Consider the following 26,903-nt stretch of genomic DNA (forward strand, 5'->3'; position numbering starts at 1 on the left):
ACTTTCGTCTTAAAAACTCCGTCGTATTTCTTTTGGATTCTCTTCATTTCGGAAAACCTCCTTGCCTACTCTCGGCAAGCCGATTTTCCACCTTAACCCCCTGTCTAAATTTTGGGGGACATTATACGACTTCTTCGTCTTTCCGAAGCAGCGCCCTGATCTCCTCTTCCGTACACGGCTTTCCTTGAGTCAGAAGATCGCAGACCTTCTGCTCAATCGTTGAATTGGCCATGGGGACCTCAACCCAAATGGGGTTGTATTTCAAATCAATTAAATTACATCTATAGTAACTTCATTAAATCGCTTCCACCCCATTCTGTAAAGACTCCATTCACTTTTCTACTTCATAGGGCTGACCAATTACAAATGATGAATGATGAATGATGAATGATGAATGATGAAATAATCCGTCAGGCGATTCCCTTAAACCTGCTCTGCTTCGCTGGTTATCTTCTCTTCCCCAGCTCTCGGACAAATAGTACCATGAGACGCTGTCGCCTTGCCGCCTTGTCCGCGGCCAACCGTCGTATTTTTAGGGAGGAGAACGCCTTGATGGAAAATCGCAAACAGTTGTTTTTGGCGAGCTGCGTTGGTTTAGTGTCCACTGCGATGATATTGGTTATCCGCGGGGACATCGCCGCCCAGGTCGAAAAAGCCTTCCAACTGACTCACGAACAATACGGCTTTGTCTCTTCGATGGCTTTCTACGGCGTCGCCAGTTCGGTGCTGCTGGTTTCGCCTTTGTTGGATTGGCTGGGCATGAAGCGGCTGCTGTATATCGCTTTCTTTTTTCATGTCATTGGCATTCTTGCCTTCGTCATGGCCCCCAATTACCCGGTTTTGTATATGTCCATGTTGATCGCCGGATTCGGCAACGGACTCGTCGAGGTGGTCATCAATCCTCTTTGCGCCAGCGTCTACGTTGAAGAAAAAATCCGCCGCCTCAATTTCCTGCACGCCTGGTGGCCGGGAGGCTTGATTATCGGGGGACTGCTTTCCGTAGCCATGGGCAAGTGGGGTTGGCGGTGGCAAGCGCAGATGGGAATGGTTTTGATTCCCGTTCTCGCTTATGGTTTGCTGATCTTCCGCCAAAAATTCCCGGTTACTGAGCGCGTGGAGGCGGGAGTATCTTACGGCGAGATGGTCAAAGAAGCCGTGCGTCCTGGTTTTCTATTGCTGATCGGCTGCATGATGCTGACGGCGGCTACGGAGGTAGCTCCAAGCCAATGGGTCGGTTCCGTGTTGAGCGAGCTGGCGAAGATGTCGGGAACATTGATCTTCGTGTACGGCAGCGCCATTATGTTCGTTTTGCGCTTTTTCGCTGGTCCTCTCGCCAAAAAATTATCGCCGGTGGGAATGATGTGGGCGGCGGCGGCGATCAGCGGCATTGGGCTTTTTTGGCTCAGCAGCGTCTCTTCCGCTTCTTCCGCCTATCTGACGGCGACGGTATTTTATATGGGCGTAACGTTTATGTGGCCGACGATGTTGGGCATCACGTCGGAACGCTTTCCCAAGGGCGGCGCTTTGCTTTTGGGTTTGATGGTTTTTGCGGGCAACGCTTCGATTGGAACTATCGTTTATAAGATGGGAGGCGTTTATGACGCTTGGGGGCCTGCTTCCGCTTTCCGTTTCGTGGCGATTCTTCCGGCGATTCTCTTCTTTATATTCGGCGCGTGGTGGATAATGGATTATCTGGCGGGAGGGTATAGAGCCGTCCGGTTGCAGAAAAAGGTATCGTAAGCAATCGTAGGGTGGGCTCAAAGCGAAGCGTAGCCCACCTTTATAATTTTCAAGAAGCTGGAAGCCTCTTCTACTTGAAAAGAAAGCGGGCGGAGAGAATATCCCCGCCCGGTATTTAATAATGCTAGACGATCCGCTTAGAATTGGTAAATAACTTCCAAAGCGATCGTGTCTTGGGAATCTTGATCGCGAATGGCGTCATCGAAGAAGATATTGCCATCGGCTTCGTCATGACGATATTCAAGCCGGCCCAGTAAATCTTCGGTGATCTGATAGCCGGCCGTGGCCGTGATTTCCCACATGTTATCGCTTGCGCCCACCACAGGTTGAGGCGTGCGCCAACTGTCGTCATCGCCGAAGTATTCGCCGCGCAGAGCCAAGTAAACGTCTTCGTTCACGTCATAGCGGACATAACCGGCGAGAGCCCACCAATTGGCGTCGCTTGTTCCCAAAGCGTCTTCATCAAAACCATAATCGAAGTTGGCGCCGATGGTCCAGTCTTCCGTTACGCTCCAGGTAGCGACTAAGTCGTAAAGGAAAAGATAATCGCTATTGTTGCCAGCTCTTTCCGGACCGTAAGAAATCGCGTTCTGGACGTAGATATCTTCCGTCGGGCGGAAACGAACGGCGAAATGGAAGGATTTACTCTCGTTGATATCTTCTACGGTATCCCAACCTTGGGTAACGCCGCCGCTGACTTCCCACATATCGTTGATGGAATAGGTCGCGCGAATGCCTGTGTGGGTGAAAGGAACCGTCATTCCAAATATACAGGAACGAGAGAAATTATCGTTCTTCACGCTTTCGATGACTTCATAACCATACCAAGTAACGAAACGGCCAACGTCAATGGTCAAGCCATTTCCAATGGGAGCGATGTAGGATACGTATAATTGATATAGATCAATATTATTCGCCCCGATGCCGTCATAACCGCGAGTAATATTCGCGTCTTCGCCATAAGCGAAATCGACGCGGAAGCCGACTTCGCCCGCGTCTTCCGGCAGATTGTCGATATAAAAGTTCAACATATTGATGTTGACGAGGTCTTCGCTATCGACGTCGAAAATGCGGCCAATGTTTCCATTATTAGAGGGATCGGGGGTTTGAAAATTGTAGGTCCAGGAGAGGTCCAGGAAGCCGCCGAATTCGATTCCACCCAGGGCGCTGGAAGTAGCTTCCGCCAAGGCGCCCGCCATCGCGCCCGAACTAATAATGGTTAACGCAATCAATGCAAGACTGGCAGTGAAGATGAGTTTTTTCATTTTCGTTTATTCCTTTTTCATTAGTTAAATTGAATATCAGTTCTTATTAGGGTGCTTCTTGAAGGTCAGCGTTAAATTAAGCAATAACGCTCGGCGAATGATGAGGATGAATTAGTTTTTTTCCGATCACCTCCAGTATGCATAACGCACTTGAAAATGCCCCGGTTTATGCTATTAATCTACTTGAATTTACTTGTTTTACGTAAAATTTCGACATATAAAGGAAAAGCCGGGCATAATTACGCTTAGCCCGGCTTGTTGTTTTCAATGCAATTAAATTAATCCAATACAATCAGATGAAGAGATTCGCTTAGAATTGATAAATGACTTCCAAAGCGATCGTATCTTGCGAATCTTGATCGCGAATGTTGTCATCCCAGAAGATATCGCCATCGGCTTCGTCATGACGATATTCGAGGCGGCCTAGCAGGTCTTCGGTGATCTGATAGCCAGCCGTAGCCGTGATTTCCCACAGGTTGTCGCTTGCGCCAACGCCAGGTTGAGGAGTGGCCCAGCTGTCGTCATCGCCGAAGTATTCGCCGCGCAGAGCCAAGTAAACATCTTCGTTCACGTCGTAGCGGACATAACCAGCGAGAGCCCACCAGGAAGCATCGTCCGTACCAGCGGCAATAGCGTCTTCATCAAAACCATAGTCGAAGTTCGCGCCGATGGTCCAGTCTTCCGTTACGTTCCAGGTAGCGACCAAATCATAAAGGAAGCGGTAATTGCTATTGTCGTTGAATCTTTCTGGACCGTAGGAAATCGCGTTCTGGACATATATTTCTTCCGTTGGGCGGAAACGAACGGCGAAATGGAAGGATTTGCTATCATTGATGTCTTCTACGGTATCCCAACCTTGGGTAACGCCGCCGCTGACTTCCCACATATCATTGATGGAATAGGTCGCGCGAATGCCCGTATGAGTGTGGGGATAAGATAAGCCGAACATGAAGGAACGCGAGAAGTTATCGTTTTTCAAGCTTTCAATGGCTTCGTATCCATACCACGAGGCGAAACGGCCTACATCGATGGTCAGGCCATTGCCGACGGGAGCGATGTAGGATATGAACAGTTGATAAAGGTCGAGATTGTTCGCGCCAATGCCATCGTTACCGGCAATAATATTCGCATCTTCGCCGTAACCGAAGTCAACGCGGAAACCTACTTCGCCAGAGTCTTCTGGCAGATTGTCGATGTAGAAGTTCAACAAGTTGATGTTGACAAGGTCTTCGTTATCGACGTCAAATACGCGGCCAACATTCGAGTTGTTTGATCCCTGTCCGAAAGGAAGATCGGGGGTCTGGAAATTGTAGGTCCAGGACAGATCGAGGAAGCCGCCGAATTCGATGCCGCCCAACGCGCTGGAAGTGGCCTCCGCCAATGCGCCCGCGGACGCACCCAAACTCATGGTGGACAGCGCAATCACTGCCACGCCTACTACGGTTAATACTTTCTTCATCAGAATTGCTCCTTTCTCCTAATAAGAAATGAATTGAAAATTTCTGATTTCGATGATAATTGAACCCTGGATAAGGTCAAGAGAATTTTCCTTAAAAAAGGATTTTTGTGAGGTATATTTACCACACTCTATGGCGTTATTGCCACGCATAAGGGCGGGTTTTGAACCTTTTCCACTTGGGCGCGTTCATCGTAAAGTAATAATATTATACTGATTATACGGTACTTATGAAATTTATTCTTTTCATTTCCACAACAACATAATTTAAGGTCGAATATAAAAGATCGCCGCAAAATTTTCCGACAAAATTTTACTCTTTAAGCGAAATTGGATGGATGGGATTCAGATAGAATGCAAAAAATGCGGGCGGCGGAATAGAGAAAAATGGATCTTGGCGTCGCCGATAAACAGACTTGTGCTCTTTTTGTATTTTATCGATGTTATAATGAAGAACGAGAATTGACTTTAGATTAAAAGTATTTTTTGATTGATTAGGACTAAGAAAGGATGATGAGCCGATGATTATTCAGGCCGAAATTTGCGAAGATGGCGTGGTGAAAGTGAGCGATCCTGAACTGCGAGGGAAGAAGATTTTGTTGACGGCGCCCGACCGAAAAGAAACGCCAACTAAAGGGATAACGAATTGGAATGAGATTTGGAAGATTTTCCAGGAAGCGGATGCCATAGATTTTCCCCGCAGGAGCCATGAGGACATATTGCGCGATCTGAGAGCGTTCAGGGAATCGGAATGATGGCTTACGTGGATTCCTCTCTCCATCCCCAAGTCCCCAAGTCCCCTACTCCCCAAATCCTCTCGTCCCCAAGTCCCCTCCTTTTCTATTTGGGAATGATTAGTGATGAAAGATGAACGGTGAATGAGATTGATGGGTCAAAAAACGCGATCCATCCTACTTTTTTCTAGTCTCCCTGTCCCAAAGTCCCAAAGTCCCAAAGTCTCCGAGCGCCATTTCATCCATTCCGCTTGACATCCCGCCTTGCATCCTTTGTACTTCCTTCATTGCCATTCCACTCTATTTTCATTAACAGGGAGACGTATGATGAGCAGGACAATCCTTCACTTCGTGGCTGCTATCACGATGTTGAGCATGACGATTTGTACCGGATGGTGCGCAGAATCCTCGGCTGGGATTTGGCCATCTTATCTGCGCTGCGAGTATCGCGTCGATCCTTTGGGCATCGATATTCCCCAGCCCCGGTTTAGCTGGGAGTTGGATTGTTCCCATCCCGAAGCGCGAATGCAAAAACAGAGCGCTTATCAAGTGTTGGCGGCCAGTTCGCTTGATCTTTTGAATTCGGGGCAGGGCGATTTTTGGGATTCCGGAAAAACGGCTTCCGATCAAACGTCCCAAGTCGTTTATTTGGGGAAAGCGTTGGAATCCAATATGGATTGCTGGTGGAAGGTGAGGGTATGGGATCAGGACGATAAAGCCTCCGATTGGAGCCGCCCGGCGCGTTGGAGTTCGGGATTGCTTAAGCCGCAGGATTGGAAAGGACAGTGGATCGAAAAACCCTTCCGCATGACCTTCGAACGCTGCAAGTGGGTATGGAATCCCGATGGCGATCCGCGAAACTCTGTTCCGGAAGGAACCTTTTATTTCCGCCGCCGCTTTCATTTGGACGGGACATCGCAAGCCGCAAAGTTTTTGATAACGGCGGACGACCGTTTTGTTCTTTTCATCGACGGGAAAGAGATTGGGAAAAGCGTAGGAGGCGCGGATTCCTGGAAGAAACCGCAAATAATAGAACTAGATTCGTTGAGCGCGGGCGATCACGCCGCCGCCGTTGTCGCCGTCAATGAAAAAGCCAGTCCGGCGGGATTGACCGGCAAATTAATGATCCTCGCCAATAACCATCAATTGGTCATTCCCATCGATGAGACTTGGAAAGTTTCCTCTAAGGAAGCGGATGGATGGAAAACGGCGGGTTTCGACGACGCCAGTTGGAAAAACGCCCGCGTCATCGCCGCCGTAGGCGAAGACGGATCGCCGTGGGGCGTTCCGGGAGACGAGGACGGTCTTATCCTGCCGCCGCCGCCCTATTTTCAAAAAGTCTTCCGCGTCGAAAAACCCGTCAAGCGGGCGTTCGTTTATGCGACGGCGCAGGGCGTTTACGAACTGCGTCTCAATGGCGAGCGGGTGGGAGAGGATTATTTCGCTCCCGGCTGGTCCGATTACCGTAAGCGGCTGTATTACAACGCCTACGATATTACCTGCCAATTGCGTCAGGGCGAGAACGCCGTGGGGGCGATTCTTTCCGATGGCTGGTTCGCGGGCTACGTGGCCTGGGGGCGCATCCGCAACCGTTATGCGGGCGAGCCGAAACTGCGGGCGCAGATCAACATCGAATACGCCGATGGAACCTCGGAAATCGTCGGTACAGATACGTCTTGGATGGCGATTCATCAAGGCCCCATCCAAGAAGCCGACTTTCTCATGGGCGAGGTTTACGATGCGCGTAAGGAATTGAAGGGCTGGGCTACAACCGATTTCGCGTTGAAGAGAGGCGACAGTCCATACATTTTGGGATCGGATTGGAGTTCAGCGGCGTTGTCGACTTCCGGCAAGGAATTGGACGTCGAATTGAACGCCTATCCTGGCGTGACAGTGAAGAAAATTACGGAATTTCCGGCCAAAACGGTCTCCGAACCGCAGCCCGGCGTTTTCGTTTTCGATTTGGGTCAGAATCTGGTGGGTTGGGCGCGCTTGAAAGTACAAGGTCCGGCAGGGACGAAAGTACAACTGCGATTCGCCGAAGTGCTCAATCCCGACGGAACGCTCTACGTTACGAATTTACGCGCCGCACGAGTAATTGACTCATATATTCTCAAAGGCGAGGGCGTTGAAATGTGGGAGCCGAGTTTTACTTTCCATGGTTTCCGCTATGTCGAATTGACGGGTTATCCCGGCCATCCGCCGCAGGACGCCGTCACGGGCGTGGTACTTCATTCCGACATTGCCCCGGCGGGGACGTTCGAATGCTCCAACGGCATGGTTAATCAGTTGATTCATAACATCGAATGGGGAATGCGCGGCAACTACTTGGAAATCCCCACCGATTGCCCGCAGCGCGACGAGCGGCTGGGTTGGATGGGTGACGCGCAAATCTTCATGCGCACGGGAACCTTTAATAAAGACATCGCCGCCTTTTTCACGAAATGGATTCAGGACGTCGTCGATTCCCAGCGCCCCGACGGCTCCTTCACGGACGTGTCTCCCGACGTGGGCTTGGGCAGCGGCGTAGCCGCCTGGGCCGATGCGGGAATCGTGTGTCCTTATACGATGTATCTCGTATACGGCGATACGCGCATCCTGGAAAAGCACTACGGCGCCATGCAGAAATATATCGAGTATCTTAAAAAGAGCTGCAAGGATTTGATCCGGCCAGCCTTTGGTTATGGGGATTGGTTGTCTCTCAATGCGGATACCCCAAAAGATCTGCTGGCGACGGCTTACTTCGCTTACGTTACCAGCCTAATGCAGGAAATCGCTTCCGCCATTGGACGCGAGGACGACGCCAAGGAATACGAAGCGCTCTATCAGGGAATCCGCGCCGCCTTCGCCAAGGCGTTTGTGAAAGCAGACGGCCAGGTGCTAGCGAACACCCAGACCGGCTATGTTCTGGCGCTGCGCAGCAGCTTGATCCCGGAGGATAAGATTCCGGCGGCCATGCGCCACCTTATTCGCGATCTGATGGTGCGCGATTATCACTTCTCCACCGGTTTTGCGGGATTAAAGGATTTGCTGCTTATATTGACGCGCAACGGCCGCATCGATATCGCCTACAAACTATTACTTAACGATACGTTTCCCTCTTGGGGATACGAGATCAAGAATGGCGCTACCACCATTTGGGAACGGTGGGATGGTTGGACGGACGAGTTCGGCTTCCAGGATCCCGGCATGAATTCCTTCAACCATTACGCCTACGGCGCCGTGGGCGAGTGGCTCTATTCCACCGTCGCCGGGATTGATGCGGACGCTCCTGGATACCAAAGAATCGTCATCCATCCTCAACTCGGCGGAGATTTGGATTACGTCAAAACCAGTTATCGATCCATTAATGGCTGGATTGACAGCGAATGGCGCCTGACGGAGGACGAATTTCAATTGAATGCAAGAATTCCCGTCAATACGGAAGCTATGATATTCGTCCCCGCCGAAAAAGCAGACAGCGTAGCGGAAAGCGGAAAACCGGCGGGGGATTCGCTTGGAGTTTCCTTTGTGGATTTGAAGAATGGCGCGGCGATCTACCATGTTGGATCGGGGCGTTATTCGTTCGCGGCGAAAAGGCCATAGGGAATCGTTCAAGAGCCGTAAACGGTTTTTCGGAAATATATTATGCCTTTGAAGGGGGCGCGCCGTTGCGCGCCCCTTTTCGTCTTTGGGCATAGGGATGCGATTTAAGGAGAGTGGTTTCCATCTCTCTCCCGCATTTTTTATGAATGGGAGGTATTTTTTTATCGGCGCAGGTTATATAATTATATAAAATGAAAGAGATTTGCTGATTTTCAATTTGTTATTATATCCGCCGCTTTCGAATTTTTTCTTTTTCGAATCTCGACGGGCCATTGCGTCATAATGGGAATAGAGGAGTTATTATGCCGGAACGGGAAAATAACTGCCTTTCCATTCATTGGCAAATAGGCCGGGAGTTTTTGAAAGCCGAACCTGCGATGAAGCGTTCTTATGCGCTTGATAAGAACGCCCCGATTTTCCCCATTATTGAAAATGAAATTCTATCGATCGTCTCTCTCTCCGAATTGCAAGTTTATAAAGTGCAATGGTTGATTAGCGGAAAAAAAGAGAAGAGAGCCGCTAAAGATTATGTTCCTAGCGAAAGGTTGGAAGAATCTATCCAAAAAGTCGAATATTCGCGATGGATGACGGAGAAAGCGATCGAGATTCTTTTCGAATTGCAGGAAATGGAGTCTTTGGAAAAAAACGAGCAAAGCAAGCGGCTGGTTGAGTTGAACAAAACAATCCGGCAAGCGCTGGCTTTCTATATGGAAGCGGATTTCCAACTCTACAAATTTAAATTCGCCAATCCAAACATTGAGCAAATCGAACGAATCAAGGCCTCGATCGAATACGCCGCGAAAGTGAACGATATGCGATCCGCCGAGGAATTGAAGATTCGCTATGGTTCTTTATTGAGTAAAGAACATTTATACGCCAAGCGCCTGGAACCTCTTTACGAGCCGATCCTCGAAGCGGAAGAGAAAATGGCTTCGGCTTTTTGGGAAATGGAAACGATGCTTTATCAACTAAACGACAAATATTCGCAATATCTTTTTATGGCTTATCAGACATTGCAGGATTATGCCGCTTCATCAAAACAATCTATCACGATCGCGGACCTAATTAAGGAGAACGAGGAAATTCAAAAACAGACCGACATTCTGCACGACCGCGAGATAAACCGCTCCGCCGAGATCAAAGAAAGAGTAAATTTGTTGAATGAAATTAACAGTAATTTGGATACGATTATCAAGCAACAAAATTCCATGAACGAATATATGCAAAACGCCGTATTGGAAATATGCAAATCCGGCCTGTTGTCTTGACAATTCGATTTTGCAGGATGGGTCATGTTGTCTGAGTCATCGAATGTAAAATATGTTAATAATGATGGGTCAAACAACGCAACCCATCCAACTTTTTACATTCCAAAAACTTTCATCCCATTCCCATAAAAAAGCCCTTCGACGAAATCGCGGCCTAATCCCGATCTTTCCACGGCTTTTTTGATGGCGCGCAGTTCTTCGTAAAGAAAGGATGTGAAAACTAACTTCCGGTGATCGTCCGAGATGGAGAGTTCCCACGGAACGGGGGTTACGTAGGTATATTGATCGTTGATCTCTACTGATTTGCCGGGAGCCAGGGCGATAGGGATGTCGGTTCCATAGAGAATTTTTTCCGGGCTGACGTTTTGGAAAAGGTATTCCATCACTTCCCAATGGTTGAGCATGGCAAGGTCGAAATAGAGATTGGGAATGTCCTTCAAATTGTGCAGTTGGCCGACGATGTTTTTGAGATAATAGGCGCGGCCAATATGCGCCAGGACGATGCGGGCGCGGGGATATTTGACGCACAGTTCAATGACCTGCCTCTGATTGAGCGGATCGGCCAGGCGTGCCTTGCGAGGAATGTGGAGCATGACGATCAGTCCGAGTTCGTCGGCGATCTCCATAGCCCAATCGGGCAGCATTTCGGGAATCTCCACGTCGTTGAGATTGGGCTTGCGCACGTAATCCAGATAGGGCTTCAATCCTCGAAAACGGCCGTTCTCAAGATCGCGGCGCAGCAACTCAGGAGCGTCTTCCAAGGGATCGAAGAGGCGGAAAGGAAAGAAGCGGCGGTTGTCGCACTGTTCGGCGAGATAGGCGTTATTACGTTGACGGTCGTACTTGACGTGGGGAAAGCCGAAACAGACGGCCAGCGTACGGCGTCCGGGATAGATTTCTGATAGATCATGCTCCAAATCGGCGAGATCGTAGCGTCCGATAGGATGGCCGCCGCAGGAATAAGGTTCCTCTGCGGGAACAACTCCCTCGTTGAAAACGTGGACATGAAAATCGAGAATAACCGGCGGCAGAAATGCGTCGAATTCTTCTTTGAAAATGATCCGGTTTCGTTCGTGTTTGGTGGTTTCGCGCCACATGGGATTGCCTCGATTTGATAGTTTAATTAGAAAAAGAGTCCGGAGAAAATCAGCATTAGCGATAGAATCATAACGGCGAAAATCGACCACCATAAAACGACGCTGGAATACCAGTTTTCACCCAGTTCGCTGAAGATATTGAGGCGGCGCCAATTGAGCGTCAATTGGTCCGTCACTTGTTCCGGGCGGGGCGGAGCGGTCGCCAGGCTGACGCCGATGCAAACGGCGATGCAGAAGAGCCAATTGATGATGGCTTGGTTGGCGTATGGTTCCAACCATACGAGATGATGGGGCGATTGGACGTAAATTTTCATCAGGATGCCCAAGAGAAAGCCCAGAAGCGCCGCCGTCAACGCTCCCTGGCCGTTGATGCGGCGGAAAAGAATACCCAAGAGGAAAATGGCGGCGAAAGGCGGAGCGAAGAAGGCGTACAGCGATTGGATGTAAACGAAAAGGCTGACCTTGATAAGGCCGATGAAGCCCGCCAATACGATGGAGACGACTAGGATAATTACGGAAGACCACATGCCCATCAACACCAGCGATTTTTCCGAAGCGTCTGGACGAATCCAGCGTTTATAAATATCCAGCGTGAATATTGTGGCGGTGGAATTGAGTACGGAATTGACCGTAGATTGAATCGCTCCAAAAAGAGCCGCTAAGAACAAGCCGCGCAAGCCCGCCGGGACCAGTGTTTGCAGCATCGTAACGTAGCCTTTGTCCGCTGCGGATTTAACCTGCTCCCAAGGCAGGGTCAGCACTTCGGGGTAGCGGGCGAAGAGAATCAAGCCGGGGAAAACGACGATGACCGGCATGATGACTTTCATGTATCCCGCCAAAACGATGCCCATGCGGGCGTGATACATGTTTTTCGCGCCCAAAACTCGCTGGATCATAAATTGGTTGAGCACGTTGTACCAGATGCTGACGGAAAAGATCGTGAAGATCAGGGATGGCCAGGGTACGACTTCGTGAGCAGCTGGTTGAATGACGGAGAGGCGGTTGTAATGATCTGCATGGGCAATCTGCTGGGCGTTGCGCGCCGCTGCTTCCGCCCAGGCGCCCGTCTGGGCGCGATTGCGTTCGATCATGATCTTGAAGCCGTCTAGCAGGGAGTGCGAATCGCCGGAAAGCATATACAAGCCGAGAATGGTAACCATCAGTCCTCCCGCCAGCATGATGATGACGGTGAAGAAATCGGTCCAGGCGACGGACTTCAGGCCGCCGTAGATAGCCCAACTTCCCGCCACGACTCCCAAAGCGATGATTGAGAACCAAAGATTCCAACCGAAGAGCGTTTGCAGCGCCAATCCCCCGCCGTAAAGCACTGCCGCCAGAAAGGCGACCACATTGCTGACGATGGTGACGAAAGCGAAAAATTGGCGCAGGGCGGAGTTGAAGCGCTTCTCCAGAAATTCGGGCGTCGTAAAGACTTTCGCCGTCAAGAGAAAGGGGATGAATATCCAGATCAAGAGGGTGAAGGAGCCAATGTTCAGCCATTCCGAGGTTGCGACGCAGACGCCGTAGACGTAAGCGCTGCCGATCATGCCGATGAAATGTTCGGAACTTATGTTGGATGCAATGAAAGAGCCGCCGACGACATACCAAGGAAGGCTGCGGTCCGCCAGAAAATAATCGCCGGAATTCATCTTCTCCTTGCGTCCAACCCAAAAGCCGATGAAGCATAGAATTACGAAATAGGCTCCGAAGGCGGCGTAATCCAAGGCATCCAGCGGGAAGAAGTTCTCGGCATTCATCGAGGCAGCATCCTTTCATCCTAAAAACAGCGATTAGCGACCAACGATTAGTAAACAATTCAACTAGGGCAATGACCGTCTCTTCATCATACGGCAGGCGCTTCCCAAAAGGGAACCGCCGCAAAGCCAAAGCTGCGCAGAAATATTCTTGTTGGCAACGAGAGTAGAAACGATAAAACTCGTTGTTTTTTTATGGCTTAGGCGATATCGATTGGTTATGAACCAGGGGATATTATCGTTCTATCTGCAGAAATCCGCATAACATCCACCCTCCCCGCGATGAAATGTAATCGCAGTTTTCTTTCTGCCTCGACGTAAAGTTAGATGACAATTAATTTTAGATTAATAATAATTCTTAAACGAACGGAAGACTTTAAAATCCTTTTTTAACATAATAGGATAGACTAAATTTTAAATGGACTGTAATTATAAAGGTCTTAATTATATTGTTTCCAAAGGATTAATGCGATTTCTTCAAGTAGAGAGAGAAAAAGTTTTTGAGTTGGCTAAACGACGGTTCGATGGGAAAAACCGGCGATATCGTGTCCGTAGAGTGTTAGCGTTATATAAATTTGAGCCTCTTGCAAAACTCTATTATTCCTCCCCCAAGCCTGGGAGAGGTTAGGAGGGGGTTGTTTTAAGTCTAATAAAATCAACCCCCCTCTAACTCCCCCCAAACTTGGGGGGAGAATTGAAAGCGGATTTTATTAATTTTGCAAGAGCCTCAAATTTATATGCCGAAATATCGTTTGGAATGAAGATATTCCGTTGCCGGATGGGAAATGAATTTTGTTTGAGGGAATGATTGAGATATGCGGACTTCGGATTTAATGATGAGCAATAATCGCGTCTACTCTGAAATCGGCGAACGGGTGCGCATGGTGGAAGATTGGCTAAAATCGCATGTCGAGCTGGAAGCATTGATAAAGGAGAGAACGGCGGAGCTGCAAAAAGCCAATGAAGAGTTGCGGAAAGAAATCGCCGTACGCAAACGGACGGAAAACGAATTGCGGGTGTCCGAACAAAAGTTGAATTCCATCATCAAATTGTCGCCGGATATTATCTATCGATTGGACGAGAACGGTATTATTACTTTCATCAGCCACGCCGTGCGGGAATATGGATACGCGCCGGACGAGTTGATCGGAACGAGACTACTGGATCTCGTGGTTCCACAATGCCGTGGAAAAGCCTTTCACCGCCTCAATGAAAGAAGAACCGGATTTCGAAGTACGAGGTGTTTTGAAATTCAATTGCTATCGAAGAAAAAGATTAGGAAATATTCCTCCTGCGAAGCGGAAGCCAGCCAGGAATATCCTTATTTTCTTATTTCCGCCCAAGGATTGTATCAAGAGGATGAAGGGGGAATAAAGCGCTTTATTGGAACGCAGGGAACCGCAAGAGACATCACCCAGCGCCGGTGGCTGGAACAGGAGATTTTAGAGATCAGCCATCGGGAGCAGAGAAGATTTGGACAGGATTTGCACGATGGTTTATGCCAGCATCTGAAAAGCGTGGAGTATTTACTCGCTGTTATGAGGAAGAATTTGGAGGGAAAATCGCTGCCGGAAGCGAAAGAAGCCTCCAAAATCGCGGGATTGGTCAATCAAGCCGTTTCTCAAGCCTATGCTCTAGCAAAAGGACTTTGCCCAGTAGACCTCGACGAAGGCGGGCTTATGACGGCGCTGCAACAACTGACCGCCAATATATCCAAGTATTACAGTATTTCGTGTTCATTGGAGTTCGACTGTCCGGCGCTCCTAGCGGATAATTCCGTGGCGATCCATCTTTACCGCATTGCTCAGGAAGCGGTTTTCAACGCCGTCAATCACGGCCATCCGCAAAAAATTTTGATCGGAATATCGAAGATTGGCGATAGGATCGTTCTTTTGATCCGAGACGATGGGAAAGGCATTCCTTCGGAAGAAATCCTAGCTTCCCATAAAGGAATGGGGTTGGATATCATGCGGCATAGGGCGCGCGCTATCGGCGGCGATTTCGATATCCGCCAAGAGCCGGAGGGAGGAACGTCGGTCGTTTGCGCCTTTCCGGCAAGCAACGGTTCGCGTTGGTGGAAGCCATGATGCCGAAAGAGAAGCGTTCGCGCCTATTCATCGTTGACGATCATCCTCTCATGCGAATGGGCATCGCCGCGCTGATCAACCAGGAATCCGATTTAGCGGTTTGCGGAGAAGCGGGAGACGCCGTTCAAGCCTTGAAACTGATATCGGAAATCCATCCCGATCTCGCCATCGTCGATCTATCTTTGAAAGACGCCAGCGGAATCGAATTGATCAAACAAATTAAAGCGCGCAACGATCGGATCGCCATCCTGGTTGTAAGCATGTACGACGAATTTCTCTATGCGGAACGGGCTTTCCGGGCGGGAGCGATGGGATACGTCATGAAACAGGAAACGCCTGAACGATTGTTGGAAGCCATTCGGCGCGTGTTGCGGGGAAGCGTTTACATGAGCGACGGTTTGAATGAGAAAATGGTTTATCAACTCGTTACCGGCCATTCGGGGCTTTCTCCTTCTCCGATGGAGCAGCTCAGCGACCGGGAAATGGAAGTGTTTCATCTGATTGGCCGGGGCTTCAAAATATGTCAAATCTCTCAAGTAATGAACGTCAGCGTCAAAACGGTGGAAACCTATCGCAATCGCATCAAAGAGAAATTGAACATCAAGCAATCCAACGAGCTGTTGCAATACGCCATTCAATGGCTTCAAAACAAATCCGCTTAAAAAAAGCGGCTGGCGGCCGGTAAAGAAATTCGAAGATTTAAGAAACGCGTTTTACTCAGCTTTGGGAAGAGGCTGAGAGTGAGATATTCGAAAAGCGGCTAGTAGAAAAGGGATTGCTATAACTATGAAAATGCCGCGCTGAGCGGATAGGAGTTGGCGATTGTTGGGATTAGATGTAAAATAAATTTACACGAAATGGCAGGGTAACAACAGAGAAACGGCTATATTTTTGGATGGGGTTTTGGGGCTGCGAATCCATGATCTCTACAATTATTGGGTGAATTTAGTCATTCCTCCTGCGCGCTCTAGCGCCGGTCTCTATCTATATTTGATCTTATCCATTCATTTTGTTACGGTTCTGTCATGCTTTTCTTCGACATTTACTATACGGATAATCCATGACACGAAAAACGGGATTTTCCCTGATAGCCCGCCTTTTTAATTAAATGAATAATACTCTCGTTATTTATTTCAATTTTTTAAATTTCTATTATCGGCGAAATTGAAAGAAATATTTAGCATCATTAAGAAAAAAAGACGGTAGAAAGGAGGTTGCGCCATATCCCATTTCGCTGGATGTTTGCTTTCATCGTGCAAAGCGAACGCATATCGGTATGGAGAAGATCGTTAAAGAGCCTTATCGAGAAATGAATCAAAGGAAAGCGGCGATATGGCGAGAGAATGGAATTCCGCAATATGGGCGTATAATTAGGATTCTTTTTTTAGGGGGGGCGGTAATTTCGTCAACAGAAAATTGTTTTGAACGAAAAACTCCAACAAGGAAGGAGGAGTTTCTTGATGTTCGATTTGAATGGAGTGGATGGGGTCGATCCTAACGAAAAATTCAATTTCAAAAAAAACGCCGGCGAAGCGAGCCGGCGCCTATCGCTCTACGGCGCCAAAACGATTCGGCGTCTGTCGGAAGCGGCGGAAAATCACAAGAAGCGAATCCTAAAAACGTTTCGGGAAATCGTCGATTTGCTCCTTTCCGTTCTGGGAAATCCCGAAGGGATGGGAGTGCGCGTCGTTTTTGGCGAATGGACATTCGAGTCGGGCCATTTTTCCGAGTCTTCATTCATAAAGCATTATGGTATGCGGGGGAATAATAAGGAATACGGATTGTTGGAGATTTCCTATTCCGGCGATGAAGCGTCATGCCTGTCTTTTTTTTCCGAAAATAACGAGCGGTTGTTCCAAAAGATCGCCTCTCTTATCGCTGGACTTTACGAGTCGAACGAATGGATCGTCCGAGGCAGAGGGGAGTGGATGGGGATGGAATCCTCTCCGCGGGCCTTTCCGAACGATCGATCCAAAAATTGGGAATGGGAGCTCACCGGGAACCGCCTGGCCTATTCGGAGGAAGCGAAGGAAATCCTTGGACTCGCGCCAGCCGCCGCCGGAAAAGAACCGGAAGCGTTTTCCCGCTTGAATGCTTTTCTGGAAAAGGTGCATCCCGACGATCGGGAAATCGTCGAAACGAGAATCTACGCCGCCGTATACGATGGCGTTCCTTATCGCGTGGAGTATCGCATCCATCCATCGCCCGGCGTCGAGCGGCATATTCGGGACGAAGTGGAAATCTATTTTGGAGAAGACGGGCGGCCGGTTCGACTGGCGGGATTGATTCGCGATGTTACGGATATAAAGAAAACGGAAAAGGAATTGCGCGATTCCGAAGCGCTGTATCAATCTCTCGTCGAAAACCTGCCTCAAAATATATTCCGCAAAGACATGAAAGGGCGTTTCACCTTTGCGAACCGGAATTTTTGTTCCGCGCTGGGCCGATCCTTAGATGAGATCGTCGGGAAGACGGATTACGATTTCTATCCTCCATCGCTGGCGGAAAAATACTCGCGCGACGATCGGCGGGTGATCGAATGCGGCGGAACGTTCGAAACGGTGGAAGAGAATCAAAATCCCGGCGGCGAGACGACTTACGTTCAGGTCGTAAAAACGCCTATTTACAACGCCGTCGGGGAAACGATCGGCGTCCAGGGGATTTTTTGGGACGTATCGGAAAAAAGGCGCGTCGAGGAGACTCTGGCGCGGGGCAAGGAAGAGTGGGAACAGACTTTCGATTCCGTACCCGACTTGATCGCCATCATCGATGAAGAACAGAACATCCTTCGCGTCAATATGGCTTTGGCGGATCGGTTGGGATTGCCGCCGAAAGAAGTAATAGGACGGAAATGCTACGATTTACTGCATCAAACCGGCCAACCGCCAAGTCATTGTCCTCAAAGCGGTTTGAAATCGGCGGAACGAAAATGTTCGATGGATGTGCATGAAGAGCGTTTGAGGGGCGATTTCCATTTCATAGCCGCCGGATTGCTCGATAAAAGCGGCCGGCAGATCGGCAGCGTTCACATTCTGCGGGAGATCACCGAACGATTGAAGCTGGAAGAGCAGCTGCGTCAATCGCAAAAGATGGAGGCGATCGGAAGGTTGGCCGGAGGCATTACGCACGATTTCAACAATCTGTTAACCGTCATCAACGGCTACAGCGAGTTGTTGATTTTGGGGATGGATAAAAACCATCCTATGCGCCGTTATATCCATGAAATCAACAAGGCGGGAATGCACGCCGCCTCCCTGACGAAACAACTCCTGGCCTTCAGCCGCAAGCAAAAGTTTAAAATGGAAATTATCAATCTCAACCATATCGTCGCCGATATGGAAAGCATAATCCGGCGGTTGATTGGATCGGATATCCAGATGAATTTCTATTTGGATTCCCAGTTGGGATATATGAAGGCGGATCCGGGACAGATCGAACAAGTCGTTTTGAATCTGGCGATCAACGCCAAGGACGCCATGCCCAATGGAGGCAAATTGTCGTTCGAAACTTCGAATGTGAACCTTGATGAACTTTTCGTTTCGCAGCATATTGACATGAAGCCTGGTTCGTACGTCATGCTGGCCGTCAGCGATACGGGATGCGGCATGAGCAAAGAGACGGCGTCTCGCATTTTCGAACCGTTTTTCACGACGAAAGAACCGGGGAAGGGAACGGGATTGGGGCTGTCCACCGTCTTCGGAATCGTGAAGCAGAGCGACGGCGCCATCTGGGTCTATAGCGAACCGGGCCGTGGGGCTACCTTTAAAATCTACTTCCCTCAGGCCGAAGCGATTGGCGTAAAACCGATGTCTCAAAGAAAAACATCTTCTATCAATTTGTACGGCAACGAGACTGTTTTATTAGTGGAGGATATCGATTTCGTCAGGACCTTGGTTCGCAGCATTCTTCTGCGTTACGGCTACGCCGTGCTCGACGTGAGCGATGCGGCGGAAGCGTTGACGGCCATCGAGAATTACGATGGCCGGATCCAGATTTTAATCACCGATGTGGAGATGCCCGCTATGACGGGGCTGGATTTAGCCGAACGTCTAAAAGCCAGCCTGCCGGATTTGAAAATCGTTTATATGTCGGGGCATACAGCCAACGATATCTATAATAACCATCATCTCGATCCAGCCGCCCATTTTCTCCAAAAACCTTTTACGCCGATCGATCTTGTCGGTAAAATTCGGGAGGCGCTCGATGAGCCGCCGCCGACCGCCGAGTAGGCGATACACTTTTGAGGCGTCTTCCGGCGAAAGGGATGTTGTTTTCGTTTAATGGAAGCGGCGTTCTTTTGTCTCGCGGCGATAAGACGAACCCCGCCGTATGATTTTTTTGCTTCTCCGACAATTCCATCGAATCCAACGCATCGTTATTCGATAGAGGGATGAAACCGTTTCAATTCGTATATTGAATCGAAGGGCATTCTATTGTAGATTGAATAGGATTAGCGAACGACTAATGAAAGATTACGAGGATTTGGGATGAAAAGGATTGGCTTCTCCCTTGGAGTTATGGTTGCGATGGCCGTTGCTTTCGCTGGGACGTGCTTCTCCCAAACCGTAGATTTCGTTCATTACGCCAGATATGACAATCCTCCCGCCCAAGCGGATTACATAGTAAAAGTTACCGAAGAAATTACGTCCGTCGAACGCTTGGTTTATACGAAGGATTATCCTTTCAATGGAACTACGTCTTTAAAAGTCGAAAGGCTCGAGGGAACGGCAGCGCCGGACAAGAGCCTCAATGCGAATTTCTTTCGCTATGACGACGAAAATCTATATGTGGTAGCTTCCATCGTCAACGATTCCGTGTACGGCAAAATGGAAATTTTGTTGAATCCTTACGTTTCTGTCCCGCGTTTCGCGGCGGCGGGTGTAACGTTTTCCGGCACGGCGGAAACCCTTGTGCATATAGGACCGATTCCAGCTTTGGTTACGGTGACCGTATCCTATTTTTTCGCCGGCTTGGAAACCGTTGAAGTTCCGCTTGGCCGTTTCGAAAACGCCCTGAAAGCGGAAACGTCAAAAACGATCTCACTTGGGGATTTGGAAATGGCGGCGATAAGAACGACGGAATGGTATCATCCTCTGGCCGGTTTGATTAAATCGTATGGGATGGATTCGAAGAAAACGGCGGAACTGCAAGAGATCGCTCCTCCGCTGGAATCGCCGTCGGGCATCGGCGAATGGCGGCATATGGAAGCCGTTATTCCATCCGGCGCTTCCGCCTCCAAGGCCAACTCCCATCCCTAAAAAAGACGGCGGCCGAGAGATCAACCTGGATTTGTCATACCCTGGACGAAACGCCCATCGTCTCGATCATATTCAGCCGGAAAGGAGAGTGGAAAGTGATTTCTCGGATTACCGTCAAACCACTTGTTTGCAGGAAAGAAAGTTTACTCTCCAACGGGGCGCTGTGGGCGTTTTTTTTGGCGTTTTTCCTTTCTATGACGGCGAAGGCGGAGAGCGCCATCGTCAATGAGTCTTCCCCAAAGCCGCCTAAGGACGCCATCGAACTCAGTTTGGAAGAATTGATCAACGTCAAAATCACCTCCGTTTCCAAAAAACCGGAAAAACTGACGAACGCTCCCGCCGCCGTTTTCGTCATTACGCAAGAAGATATCAAGCGTTCCGGCGCGACGAGCATCCCCGAAGCGCTCCGGTTGGCGCCGGGCTTGCAAGTGGCGCGGATCGATGCCAACAAATGGGCGATCTCGGCTCGCGGATTCAACGATCGATACTCCAATAAGTTGTTGGTTTTGATCGACGGCCGCACCGTCTATACGCCGCTGTTTTCCGGAACGTATTGGGAATCGCAGGACCTTCTTTTGGAAGATGTAGAGCGGATCGAGATCATTCGGGGGCCGGGAGCAGCTCTATGGGGAGCGAATGCCGTCAATGGCGTAATCAACATTATCACGAAGAACGCGAAAGATACGCAGGGCGGTTTGTTGACGGCGGGAGCGGGAACGGAGGAACGGGGCTTCAGCGGCGTTCGCTACGGCGGAAAACTGAGCGATGACGCTTATTACCGGATTTACGCTAAATATTTCAATCGCGACGATTCCGTCAATTCCGCCGGAGACAGCCAGACAGACGATTGGGACGCCGCCCGCGGCGGATTCCGGCTGGATTGGGACGAATCGGAAAGCGATTCCCTGACTCTGCAGGGAGATTTTTACAGCGAAGAATTGGGGGGATCTTACATTATTCCCGAATTAATTCCGCCTTATTGGCGCAAGTTCGACGCCGAGGACGATGCGGCGGGCGCCAACGCGCTGGCGCGTTGGCAACATGCGTTTTCCGATACTTCCGATATGGCGCTGCAATTCTATTACGATTGGACGCAGCACGACACGCCTATTTATGGAGAAGACCGCGACATTTTCGACTTCGATTTCCAACATCATTACAAATATGGGGAACGACACGATTTCGTCTGGGGGCTGGGCGCGCGCTACACGAGCGATGATATTGGAGGTTCGGAGATCGTCGAATTCAATCCTGCGACCCGCGAAGATTATCTCTTCAACGCGTTTCTTCAGGACGACATCATGCTGGCGGCGGAGGAACTCTATCTAACGTTGGGTGCGAAATTCGAACACAACGACTATACCGGCTTCGAAATCCAACCCAATGCTCGTTTGCGCTGGTCTCCCCATCCGCATCATACGCTTTGGGCTTCCGTTTCGCGGGCCGTCCGCACGCCCGCTCGCTATGAACACGACGCCAGCATCGTTTTAGGCGTTTTCCCGCCCGGCGATCCGCAAAATCCCTTGCCCTATCCATTTCTCATATGGCCGAAAGGAGACCGGGATTTTACATCGGAGAACTTGATCGCCTATGAAATGGGATACCGCTGCCTGGCGTCGGAGCGGCTGACGCTGGATGCCGCCGCTTTTTATAACGATTACCACGATCTGATCAACACCAGCTTGGGAACGTTAATCTACGAGGATTCTCCGACGAAGCATTTCATTCTTCCTTTATACGCCGATAACCAAATGAAAGGCGAGATTTACGGCGGAGAGCTGACGGCCGATTGCCGTTTGACTTCGTGGTGGCGGATGCAATTGGCCTACACCTATCTGATCATCCAATTGCGGCCGGTCGGGGACAGGGTAGGACTTATTTATTTGCACCGCATTCCGGATAATCCATCGGTTATCCGCTTGGCGTCATTCGAAAGTTTCGAATATCGCAGTCCACATAATCAAGCGTCTCTCCGTTCCTCGTTCGACTTATCGCGAGACGTGGATTTAGATTTTTGGTTTCGTTATGTAGATGCGATGAGCCGCATCGATATTCCCAGTTATGTTACGCTTGACGCCCGCCTGGCGTGGAAACCGCGAAAAAACCTCGAATTTTCCCTATGCGGCCAGAATTTGCTTGACAATCATCGCCGCGAATTCGAAACGTCCGTCGTCCATGTCGTTCCAACCGAGATCGAGCGAAGCGTATACGCAATGGTAACATGGCGATTCTAACTTGGATTCACTCTTGCCCAATCCGAAATCTACTTCCGCCTATCGCCGGAAACAGAGGGAGCCAGGCGGTTTGTTTTGTTCTTTTTGCGGCTGTTACGCTTTTTTCGCCGTTAGCGATCGTGTGGGGAAGCGTCTTCGCCCAACAGGAATCCAATTCGTCCAGTACGTATAAAGAGTATGATGTAAAAGCCGCCTATCTTTACAATTTTTTGTTATTCGTGGAATGGCCGTCCCAATCGTTCGAAAAACCGGAATCTCCCTTTGTTATTGGCGTGCTCGGAAAGGACCCGTTCAATCAAAAATTAGACGATATCGCGGAAAGAAAAACCGCCCGCAAAAGGAAAATCATCATTAAGCGTTTTAAAAAATGGGAGGACTTGGAACCGTGCCATCTTCTTTTCGTTTGCCAAGAAGAAGGGAAAAATTGGGAGAAAATTAGCGATAAAATCAAAGACTGGAAAGTATTGACGGTGGGAGATTACGACAATTTCGCGATTTTGGGAGGAATTGTTCAGTTCATAAGAGTCGAAGACACCGTCCGCTTCGTTATCAACGAAGACGCCGCGCTGTTGAAGGATTTGGAAATCAGCGCGAAGATGTTGGAACTCGCGGTTCGAGTTATCCACCAGGAAAGCCAGGAGGGTAAGAAATGAGACTGGCTTTCAGGAATATGCCGATCAAGCGCAAGCTTAATGCGATCGTTCTTTCGACGAGCGCCGTTGCATTGCTGCTTTCTTCGACGGCTTTTCTTGTCAGCGAACTCGTTTCCATTAAACAATCCATGGTCGACAACATATCGACCATGGCCGTCATCATTGGCAACGACGCGACGGCGATGCTCTCCTTCGACCGCCGGCGAGAAGCGGAAGAAGCCTTATCGGCGTTGGATTCCGTTCCTCAAATCGTTTTCGCCAGCATCCATACAGCGGACGGCGAATTGTTCGCTCAATATATCAGGAATTACGGCGATCCGGATTCTCCTCCCCTTCCCTTAAAATATCCCCTTCCCGTTTTCGCCGGCGAAGAACCGGATGGCCGCCGCTTTCTGCGGGATCGGCTGGATTTGTGGAAGCCGATTCTGTTGGATAACAAGGCGATCGGAACTGTTTTCATCCGGGCGGATTTGGCGAGATTGTATTCACGCGTATGGTGGTTCTTGGGCATCGTGGCGACGGTGATTTCGTTCTCTTTTTTCGTGGCCTATCTCTTGTCCAACCAATTGCAGCGGCTGGTTTCCGAACCGATTTTGAATTTGGCGCAGATGATGGGAACGGTTTCGATGGAGAAAAAATACTCGGTCCGAGCGGCGAAGGAGAGCGAAGACGAAATCGGCGCGCTCATCGACGGCTTCAACGCCATGCTGGCGCAAATCCAAATGCGCGACGAGGAACTCCATAGCCACAGGGAACAACTGGAAAGGCAAGTAGCCGAGCGGACGGACCAGCTGGTCAAAACCAACCGCAATCTGCGGAAGACCGTGCGGGAATTGGAACGGGCGAAAGAGGCCGCCGAGTCGGCCAGCCGCGCCAAATCGCAGTTCCTGGCCAATATGAGCCACGAAATCCGCACTCCGTTGAATGGAATGCTGGGAATGACGGAACTGCTCATGGATACGGAATTGACGAACAATCAGCGGCGTTTCGCGCAAACGGCGCATCTTTCCGGCGAATCCCTTCTCGAAATCATTAACGACATTTTGGATTTTTCCAAGATCGAAGAAGGCAAATTGGAGTTAACCGCCGTCGATTTCGACGTGCGTTCGATCGTCGAGGAAGCGGCGAATCTTCTTTCCCTGCGCGCCTATAAAAAGGGTTTGGAAATGGCGTGCGTCTTCTCCTCCGATGTACCGGCGGTCTTGCGCGGCGATCCGTTGCGTTTGAGGCAGATACTCGTCAATCTGATAGGGAACGCCGTTAAATTCACGCGCAAAGGGGAAATCGCGGTTATGGTCAAATCCGTTATAGAAACGGAATGGGAAACCACGCTGCGTTTCGAGGTGCGAGATACAGGAATCGGCATCGCCCCCAAAATTATTAACCTGATATTCGATTCATTCTATCAAGTCGACGGTTCGACGACTCGGGAATTCAGCGGGACGGGATTGGGACTGGCGATCGCCCGGCAACTGGCCAAACTGATGGGAGGAGAAATCGGCGTAGAGAGTGAACTGGGGAAAGGTTCCATGTTTTGGTTCACGGCTCGCTTTGAGAAACCCACCGTCCCGGTCCTTGCGGAGGACTCCTTCTTTTTGCATCAATTCCCGGAGGCAAAAACGCTGGTTGTGGACGGCAGCGGTCCCAGCTGCGCCATACTTCAAGGGTATCTCGACGACTGGGGAATTCCGAACGACGGCGTCGACAATGGCCTTCAGGCTTTGGAAAGGCTGAGGTCCGCCCAGGAAGCCGGCGCGCCCTACCGCCTTGCCATCATCGATCTCTCCCTGCCTGGAACGGAAGGAATGGAACTGGCGGAGAGCCTAATGGGAGACGCCGACTTTTCGGATTTGCGCCTATTGCTGCTTTCCCCGGCGCGCTTTGAGGAAGGTATTAGCGATTCGGCGCCGCCGAGCCGCCTGCGGCGACTGCCGAAACCAACGAGGCAATCCCAACTCTACGCACAACTCGCCGAATGGTTCGGTCCGACCGCCGAAAGTTCGGAAACGGCGGCGTATGTTTTTTCGGAAGATTTGCGCGAGTTAGCGGTATTCGACGCCAGAATCCTGTTGGCGGAAGACAATCCCGTCAATAAGGATGTTACGATCGCTATGCTTCATCGATTGGGTTGCCGGACGGACGCCGCCGATAATGGAAGGGAAGCGGTTGACGCCATTATGCGCCAGTCTTACGACCTCGTCTTTATGGATTGCCAGATGCCCGAAATGGATGGGTATGATGCCACGCGGCGAATACGGAAATGGGAAGCGCAGTCAAACGATAATCGAATGGCTTCAGATTCGAATCCGCCGCATGTTCCGATTGTGGCGTTGACGGCTTATGCGATGGAAGGAGATAAGGAGAAATGCCTTGCGTGCGGGATGGACGATTTTTTGAGCAAACCATTTAAAATCAAACAACTCTTTGCCGTTTTGGATCGTTGGATTCCGCAAAAACGTTCCGAGAATAAAGCGATGGCGAAGGAGCCAAACTCCGTCGTCTCGCAAAAGACGATTCCCGAAGTTTCTGCGCCGGAGACGGAGCTGTATTCGCGCTGGAGCGAGTTTTTACGTCTCCCAATGATCGATGACAACGTATTGGACGGAATCCGGCAGTTGCAAGCGGATGGGATGCCGGATATCGTCAATAAGGCGATACTCAATTACTTGAACGAATTTCCCGTTGTAAAGCGCCTGTTGGAAGAGGCGTTCCACGCCAGCGACGCCGCCGCTATTGAGAAACTGGCGCATCGACTAAAATCCAGCTGCGCTACGTTGGGAGCGGCGCGATTATCCGAGATGTTCAAACGATTGGAGAAGGGGGGGCTTGGCGATTCTCCGGAAGAATTCGCTGCGGCTATTTGGAAGGAATCCGAAGCGGTTAACGCCGCTTTTCTATCAATGCTCGGCAAGGAAACAAAATAATGGAAAACAATACTCGAGATCGTCAACCCTTAGCGCTCATCGCCGACGATGACGGCAATTTTCGCTTCCTGGCGCGCACCGCTTTGGAGCGTTCGGGATTCGCCGTGGAAGAAGCGGAGGATGGAAATCGAGCGGTAGCGGCGTTTGAACGCCTGCAGCCGGATATCATTTTGCTGGATATAAAAATGCCGGAATTAGACGGATTTTCCGCGTGCCATGCGATCCGCAAATTGCCGGGAGGCGCCCGGGCGCCCATCTTGATGATAACGGGCTTGGACGATATCGAGTCGATCAACCGGGCTTACGATGTGGGAGCGACCGATTTCATCACCAAGCCGATCAATTGGTTGATTCTAGGATTGCGAGTCAGTTTTATGCTGCGGGCGAACCAGGCGTTGATTGAAGCGATCAAGAGTGAGTATCACGACAACGCTTTTTTCGATTCATTTCCCGATAGCGAGGAGAGGAATGGGGAAGAAGCCGCCCTTGATCCCGAAGTGCTGCAAAACATCCGCACGCTGGAAAAAGAGATTGGCAAGAAAATTCTTCCCAAAGTCGCGCAGACGTATCTGGACGATTCTCCCGGAATCATTCAAAACATGAAGGCGGCCATCGCTTCCGGGAATTTAACGTTGATCCATGATTATGCTTTTCAATTCAAATCCAAGAGCGAAATCATTGGAGCCATGAGATTGATTTCCCTTTGCAAAGAATTGGATAACGTTAACCGGCGAGGATCCCTTGAAACGGCGGAAGAGGTAATTCTTGAAATTGAGACGGAATTCGAACGGTTAAAAAAAACGCTGCGGGATTTGTTGGCGTAGAGGGGAAAGTCTCCCGCCAGACGT

General features: G+C 49.9%; 16 protein-coding genes. 12 read left to right on the plus strand and 4 right to left on the minus strand.

What is annotated here, in order from left to right; all coding sequences use genetic code 11:
- Window positions 1–552: 552 nt before the first annotated feature.
- On the plus strand, window positions 553–1,740 hold the full coding sequence (locus AB1656_06535) for an MFS transporter (GenBank protein MEW6235025.1): 1,188 nt from the start codon (window positions 553–555) through the stop codon (window positions 1,738–1,740).
- A 137-nt stretch (window positions 1,741–1,877) separates the two neighbouring features.
- Here AB1656_06535 and AB1656_06540 read toward each other — a convergent pair whose 3' ends face one another.
- Both AB1656_06540 and AB1656_06545 read right to left on the minus strand, forming a co-directional pair.
- Window positions 1,878–3,005: a porin gene (locus AB1656_06540; protein ID MEW6235026.1), complete on the minus strand. Its 1,128-nt coding sequence runs from the start codon at window positions 3,003–3,005 to the stop codon at window positions 1,878–1,880.
- A 310-nt stretch (window positions 3,006–3,315) separates the two neighbouring features.
- Window positions 3,316–4,464, minus strand: a complete 1,149-nt coding sequence (locus AB1656_06545; protein MEW6235027.1) for a porin — start codon at window positions 4,462–4,464, stop codon at window positions 3,316–3,318.
- Between the two features lie 518 nt (window positions 4,465–4,982).
- Between AB1656_06545 and AB1656_06550 the strand changes: the two genes are divergently transcribed.
- From AB1656_06550 to AB1656_06560, 3 genes are all read left to right on the plus strand, one after another.
- Window positions 4,983–5,216, plus strand: coding sequence for a hypothetical protein (locus AB1656_06550; protein ID MEW6235028.1), 234 nt, complete (start codon window positions 4,983–4,985; stop codon window positions 5,214–5,216).
- A gap of 303 nt (window positions 5,217–5,519) precedes the next feature.
- A complete protein-coding gene (locus AB1656_06555; GenBank protein ID MEW6235029.1) occupies window positions 5,520–8,780 on the plus strand; it encodes a family 78 glycoside hydrolase catalytic domain in 3,261 nt (1,086 codons plus the stop codon).
- Between the two features lie 302 nt (window positions 8,781–9,082).
- Window positions 9,083–10,048 (plus strand): hypothetical protein, encoded by a 966-nt coding sequence (locus AB1656_06560; protein ID MEW6235030.1) that lies wholly within the window; start codon window positions 9,083–9,085, stop codon window positions 10,046–10,048.
- A 95-nt stretch (window positions 10,049–10,143) separates the two neighbouring features.
- Here the strand turns inward: AB1656_06560 and AB1656_06565 are convergent, their stop codons facing one another.
- Entirely contained in the window at window positions 10,144–11,145 is a 1,002-nt protein-coding gene (locus AB1656_06565; protein ID MEW6235031.1) for an amidohydrolase family protein, read from the minus strand.
- Window positions 11,146–11,171: 26 nt separating this feature from the next.
- Complete coding sequence (locus AB1656_06570) at window positions 11,172–12,902, minus strand: sodium/solute symporter (GenBank protein ID MEW6235032.1); 1,731 nt, start codon at window positions 12,900–12,902, stop codon at window positions 11,172–11,174.
- A gap of 812 nt (window positions 12,903–13,714) precedes the next feature.
- Between AB1656_06570 and AB1656_06575 the strand changes: the two genes are divergently transcribed.
- From AB1656_06575 to AB1656_06610, 8 genes are all read left to right on the plus strand, one after another.
- Window positions 13,715–14,986: an ATP-binding protein gene (locus AB1656_06575; protein MEW6235033.1), complete on the plus strand. Its 1,272-nt coding sequence runs from the start codon at window positions 13,715–13,717 to the stop codon at window positions 14,984–14,986.
- Window positions 14,941–15,648, plus strand: coding sequence for a response regulator transcription factor (locus tag AB1656_06580; protein ID MEW6235034.1), 708 nt, complete (start codon window positions 14,941–14,943; stop codon window positions 15,646–15,648). The genes AB1656_06575 and AB1656_06580 overlap by 46 nt, the downstream gene beginning before the upstream one ends.
- A gap of 798 nt (window positions 15,649–16,446) precedes the next feature.
- Window positions 16,447–19,215 (plus strand): PAS domain-containing protein, encoded by a 2,769-nt coding sequence (locus AB1656_06585; protein ID MEW6235035.1) that lies wholly within the window; start codon window positions 16,447–16,449, stop codon window positions 19,213–19,215.
- 258 nt (window positions 19,216–19,473) lie between these two features.
- On the plus strand, window positions 19,474–20,244 hold the full coding sequence (locus AB1656_06590; protein MEW6235036.1) for a hypothetical protein: 771 nt from the start codon (window positions 19,474–19,476) through the stop codon (window positions 20,242–20,244).
- Window positions 20,178–22,478, plus strand: a complete 2,301-nt coding sequence (locus AB1656_06595) for a TonB-dependent receptor (GenBank protein ID MEW6235037.1) — start codon at window positions 20,178–20,180, stop codon at window positions 22,476–22,478. The genes AB1656_06590 and AB1656_06595 overlap by 67 nt, the downstream gene beginning before the upstream one ends.
- Window positions 22,466–23,131, plus strand: coding sequence for a YfiR family protein (locus tag AB1656_06600; GenBank protein ID MEW6235038.1), 666 nt, complete (start codon window positions 22,466–22,468; stop codon window positions 23,129–23,131). Before AB1656_06595 ends, AB1656_06600 begins: the two co-directional genes overlap by 13 nt.
- Window positions 23,128–26,055, plus strand: coding sequence for a response regulator (locus AB1656_06605; protein MEW6235039.1), 2,928 nt, complete (start codon window positions 23,128–23,130; stop codon window positions 26,053–26,055). Before AB1656_06600 ends, AB1656_06605 begins: the two co-directional genes overlap by 4 nt.
- Window positions 26,055–26,879: a response regulator gene (locus tag AB1656_06610; protein MEW6235040.1), complete on the plus strand. Its 825-nt coding sequence runs from the start codon at window positions 26,055–26,057 to the stop codon at window positions 26,877–26,879. Before AB1656_06605 ends, AB1656_06610 begins: the two co-directional genes overlap by 1 nt.
- Window positions 26,880–26,903: the final 24 nt, after the last annotated feature.

This window comes from Candidatus Omnitrophota bacterium, from assembly GCA_040755155.1.
GTDB lineage: Bacteria > Hinthialibacterota > Hinthialibacteria > Hinthialibacterales > Hinthialibacteraceae > JBFMBP01.

Bases quoted from the DNA above. Each gene is read 5' to 3' on its own strand.
- AB1656_06560 (MEW6235030.1), top strand. From the start codon at position 9,083: ATGCCGGAACGGGAAAATAACTGCCTTTCCATTCATTGGCAAATAGGC.
- AB1656_06585 (MEW6235035.1), top strand. From the start codon at position 16,447: ATGTTCGATTTGAATGGAGTGGATGGGGTCGATCCTAACGAAAAATTC.
- AB1656_06540 (MEW6235026.1), bottom strand. From the start codon at position 3,005: ATGAAAAAACTCATCTTCACTGCCAGTCTTGCATTGATTGCGTTAACC.
- AB1656_06565 (MEW6235031.1), bottom strand. From the start codon at position 11,145: ATGTGGCGCGAAACCACCAAACACGAACGAAACCGGATCATTTTCAAA.
- AB1656_06545 (MEW6235027.1), bottom strand. From the start codon at position 4,464: ATGAAGAAAGTATTAACCGTAGTAGGCGTGGCAGTGATTGCGCTGTCC.
- AB1656_06605 (MEW6235039.1), top strand. From the start codon at position 23,128: ATGAGACTGGCTTTCAGGAATATGCCGATCAAGCGCAAGCTTAATGCG.
- AB1656_06575 (MEW6235033.1), top strand. From the start codon at position 13,715: ATGCGGACTTCGGATTTAATGATGAGCAATAATCGCGTCTACTCTGAA.
- AB1656_06600 (MEW6235038.1), top strand. From the start codon at position 22,466: ATGGCGATTCTAACTTGGATTCACTCTTGCCCAATCCGAAATCTACTT.
- AB1656_06595 (MEW6235037.1), top strand. From the start codon at position 20,178: ATGGCGGCATATGGAAGCCGTTATTCCATCCGGCGCTTCCGCCTCCAA.
- AB1656_06570 (MEW6235032.1), bottom strand. From the start codon at position 12,902: ATGAATGCCGAGAACTTCTTCCCGCTGGATGCCTTGGATTACGCCGCC.
- AB1656_06535 (MEW6235025.1), top strand. From the start codon at position 553: ATGGAAAATCGCAAACAGTTGTTTTTGGCGAGCTGCGTTGGTTTAGTG.
- AB1656_06610 (MEW6235040.1), top strand. From the start codon at position 26,055: ATGGAAAACAATACTCGAGATCGTCAACCCTTAGCGCTCATCGCCGAC.
- AB1656_06555 (MEW6235029.1), top strand. From the start codon at position 5,520: ATGATGAGCAGGACAATCCTTCACTTCGTGGCTGCTATCACGATGTTG.
- AB1656_06590 (MEW6235036.1), top strand. From the start codon at position 19,474: ATGAAAAGGATTGGCTTCTCCCTTGGAGTTATGGTTGCGATGGCCGTT.
- AB1656_06550 (MEW6235028.1), top strand. From the start codon at position 4,983: ATGATTATTCAGGCCGAAATTTGCGAAGATGGCGTGGTGAAAGTGAGC.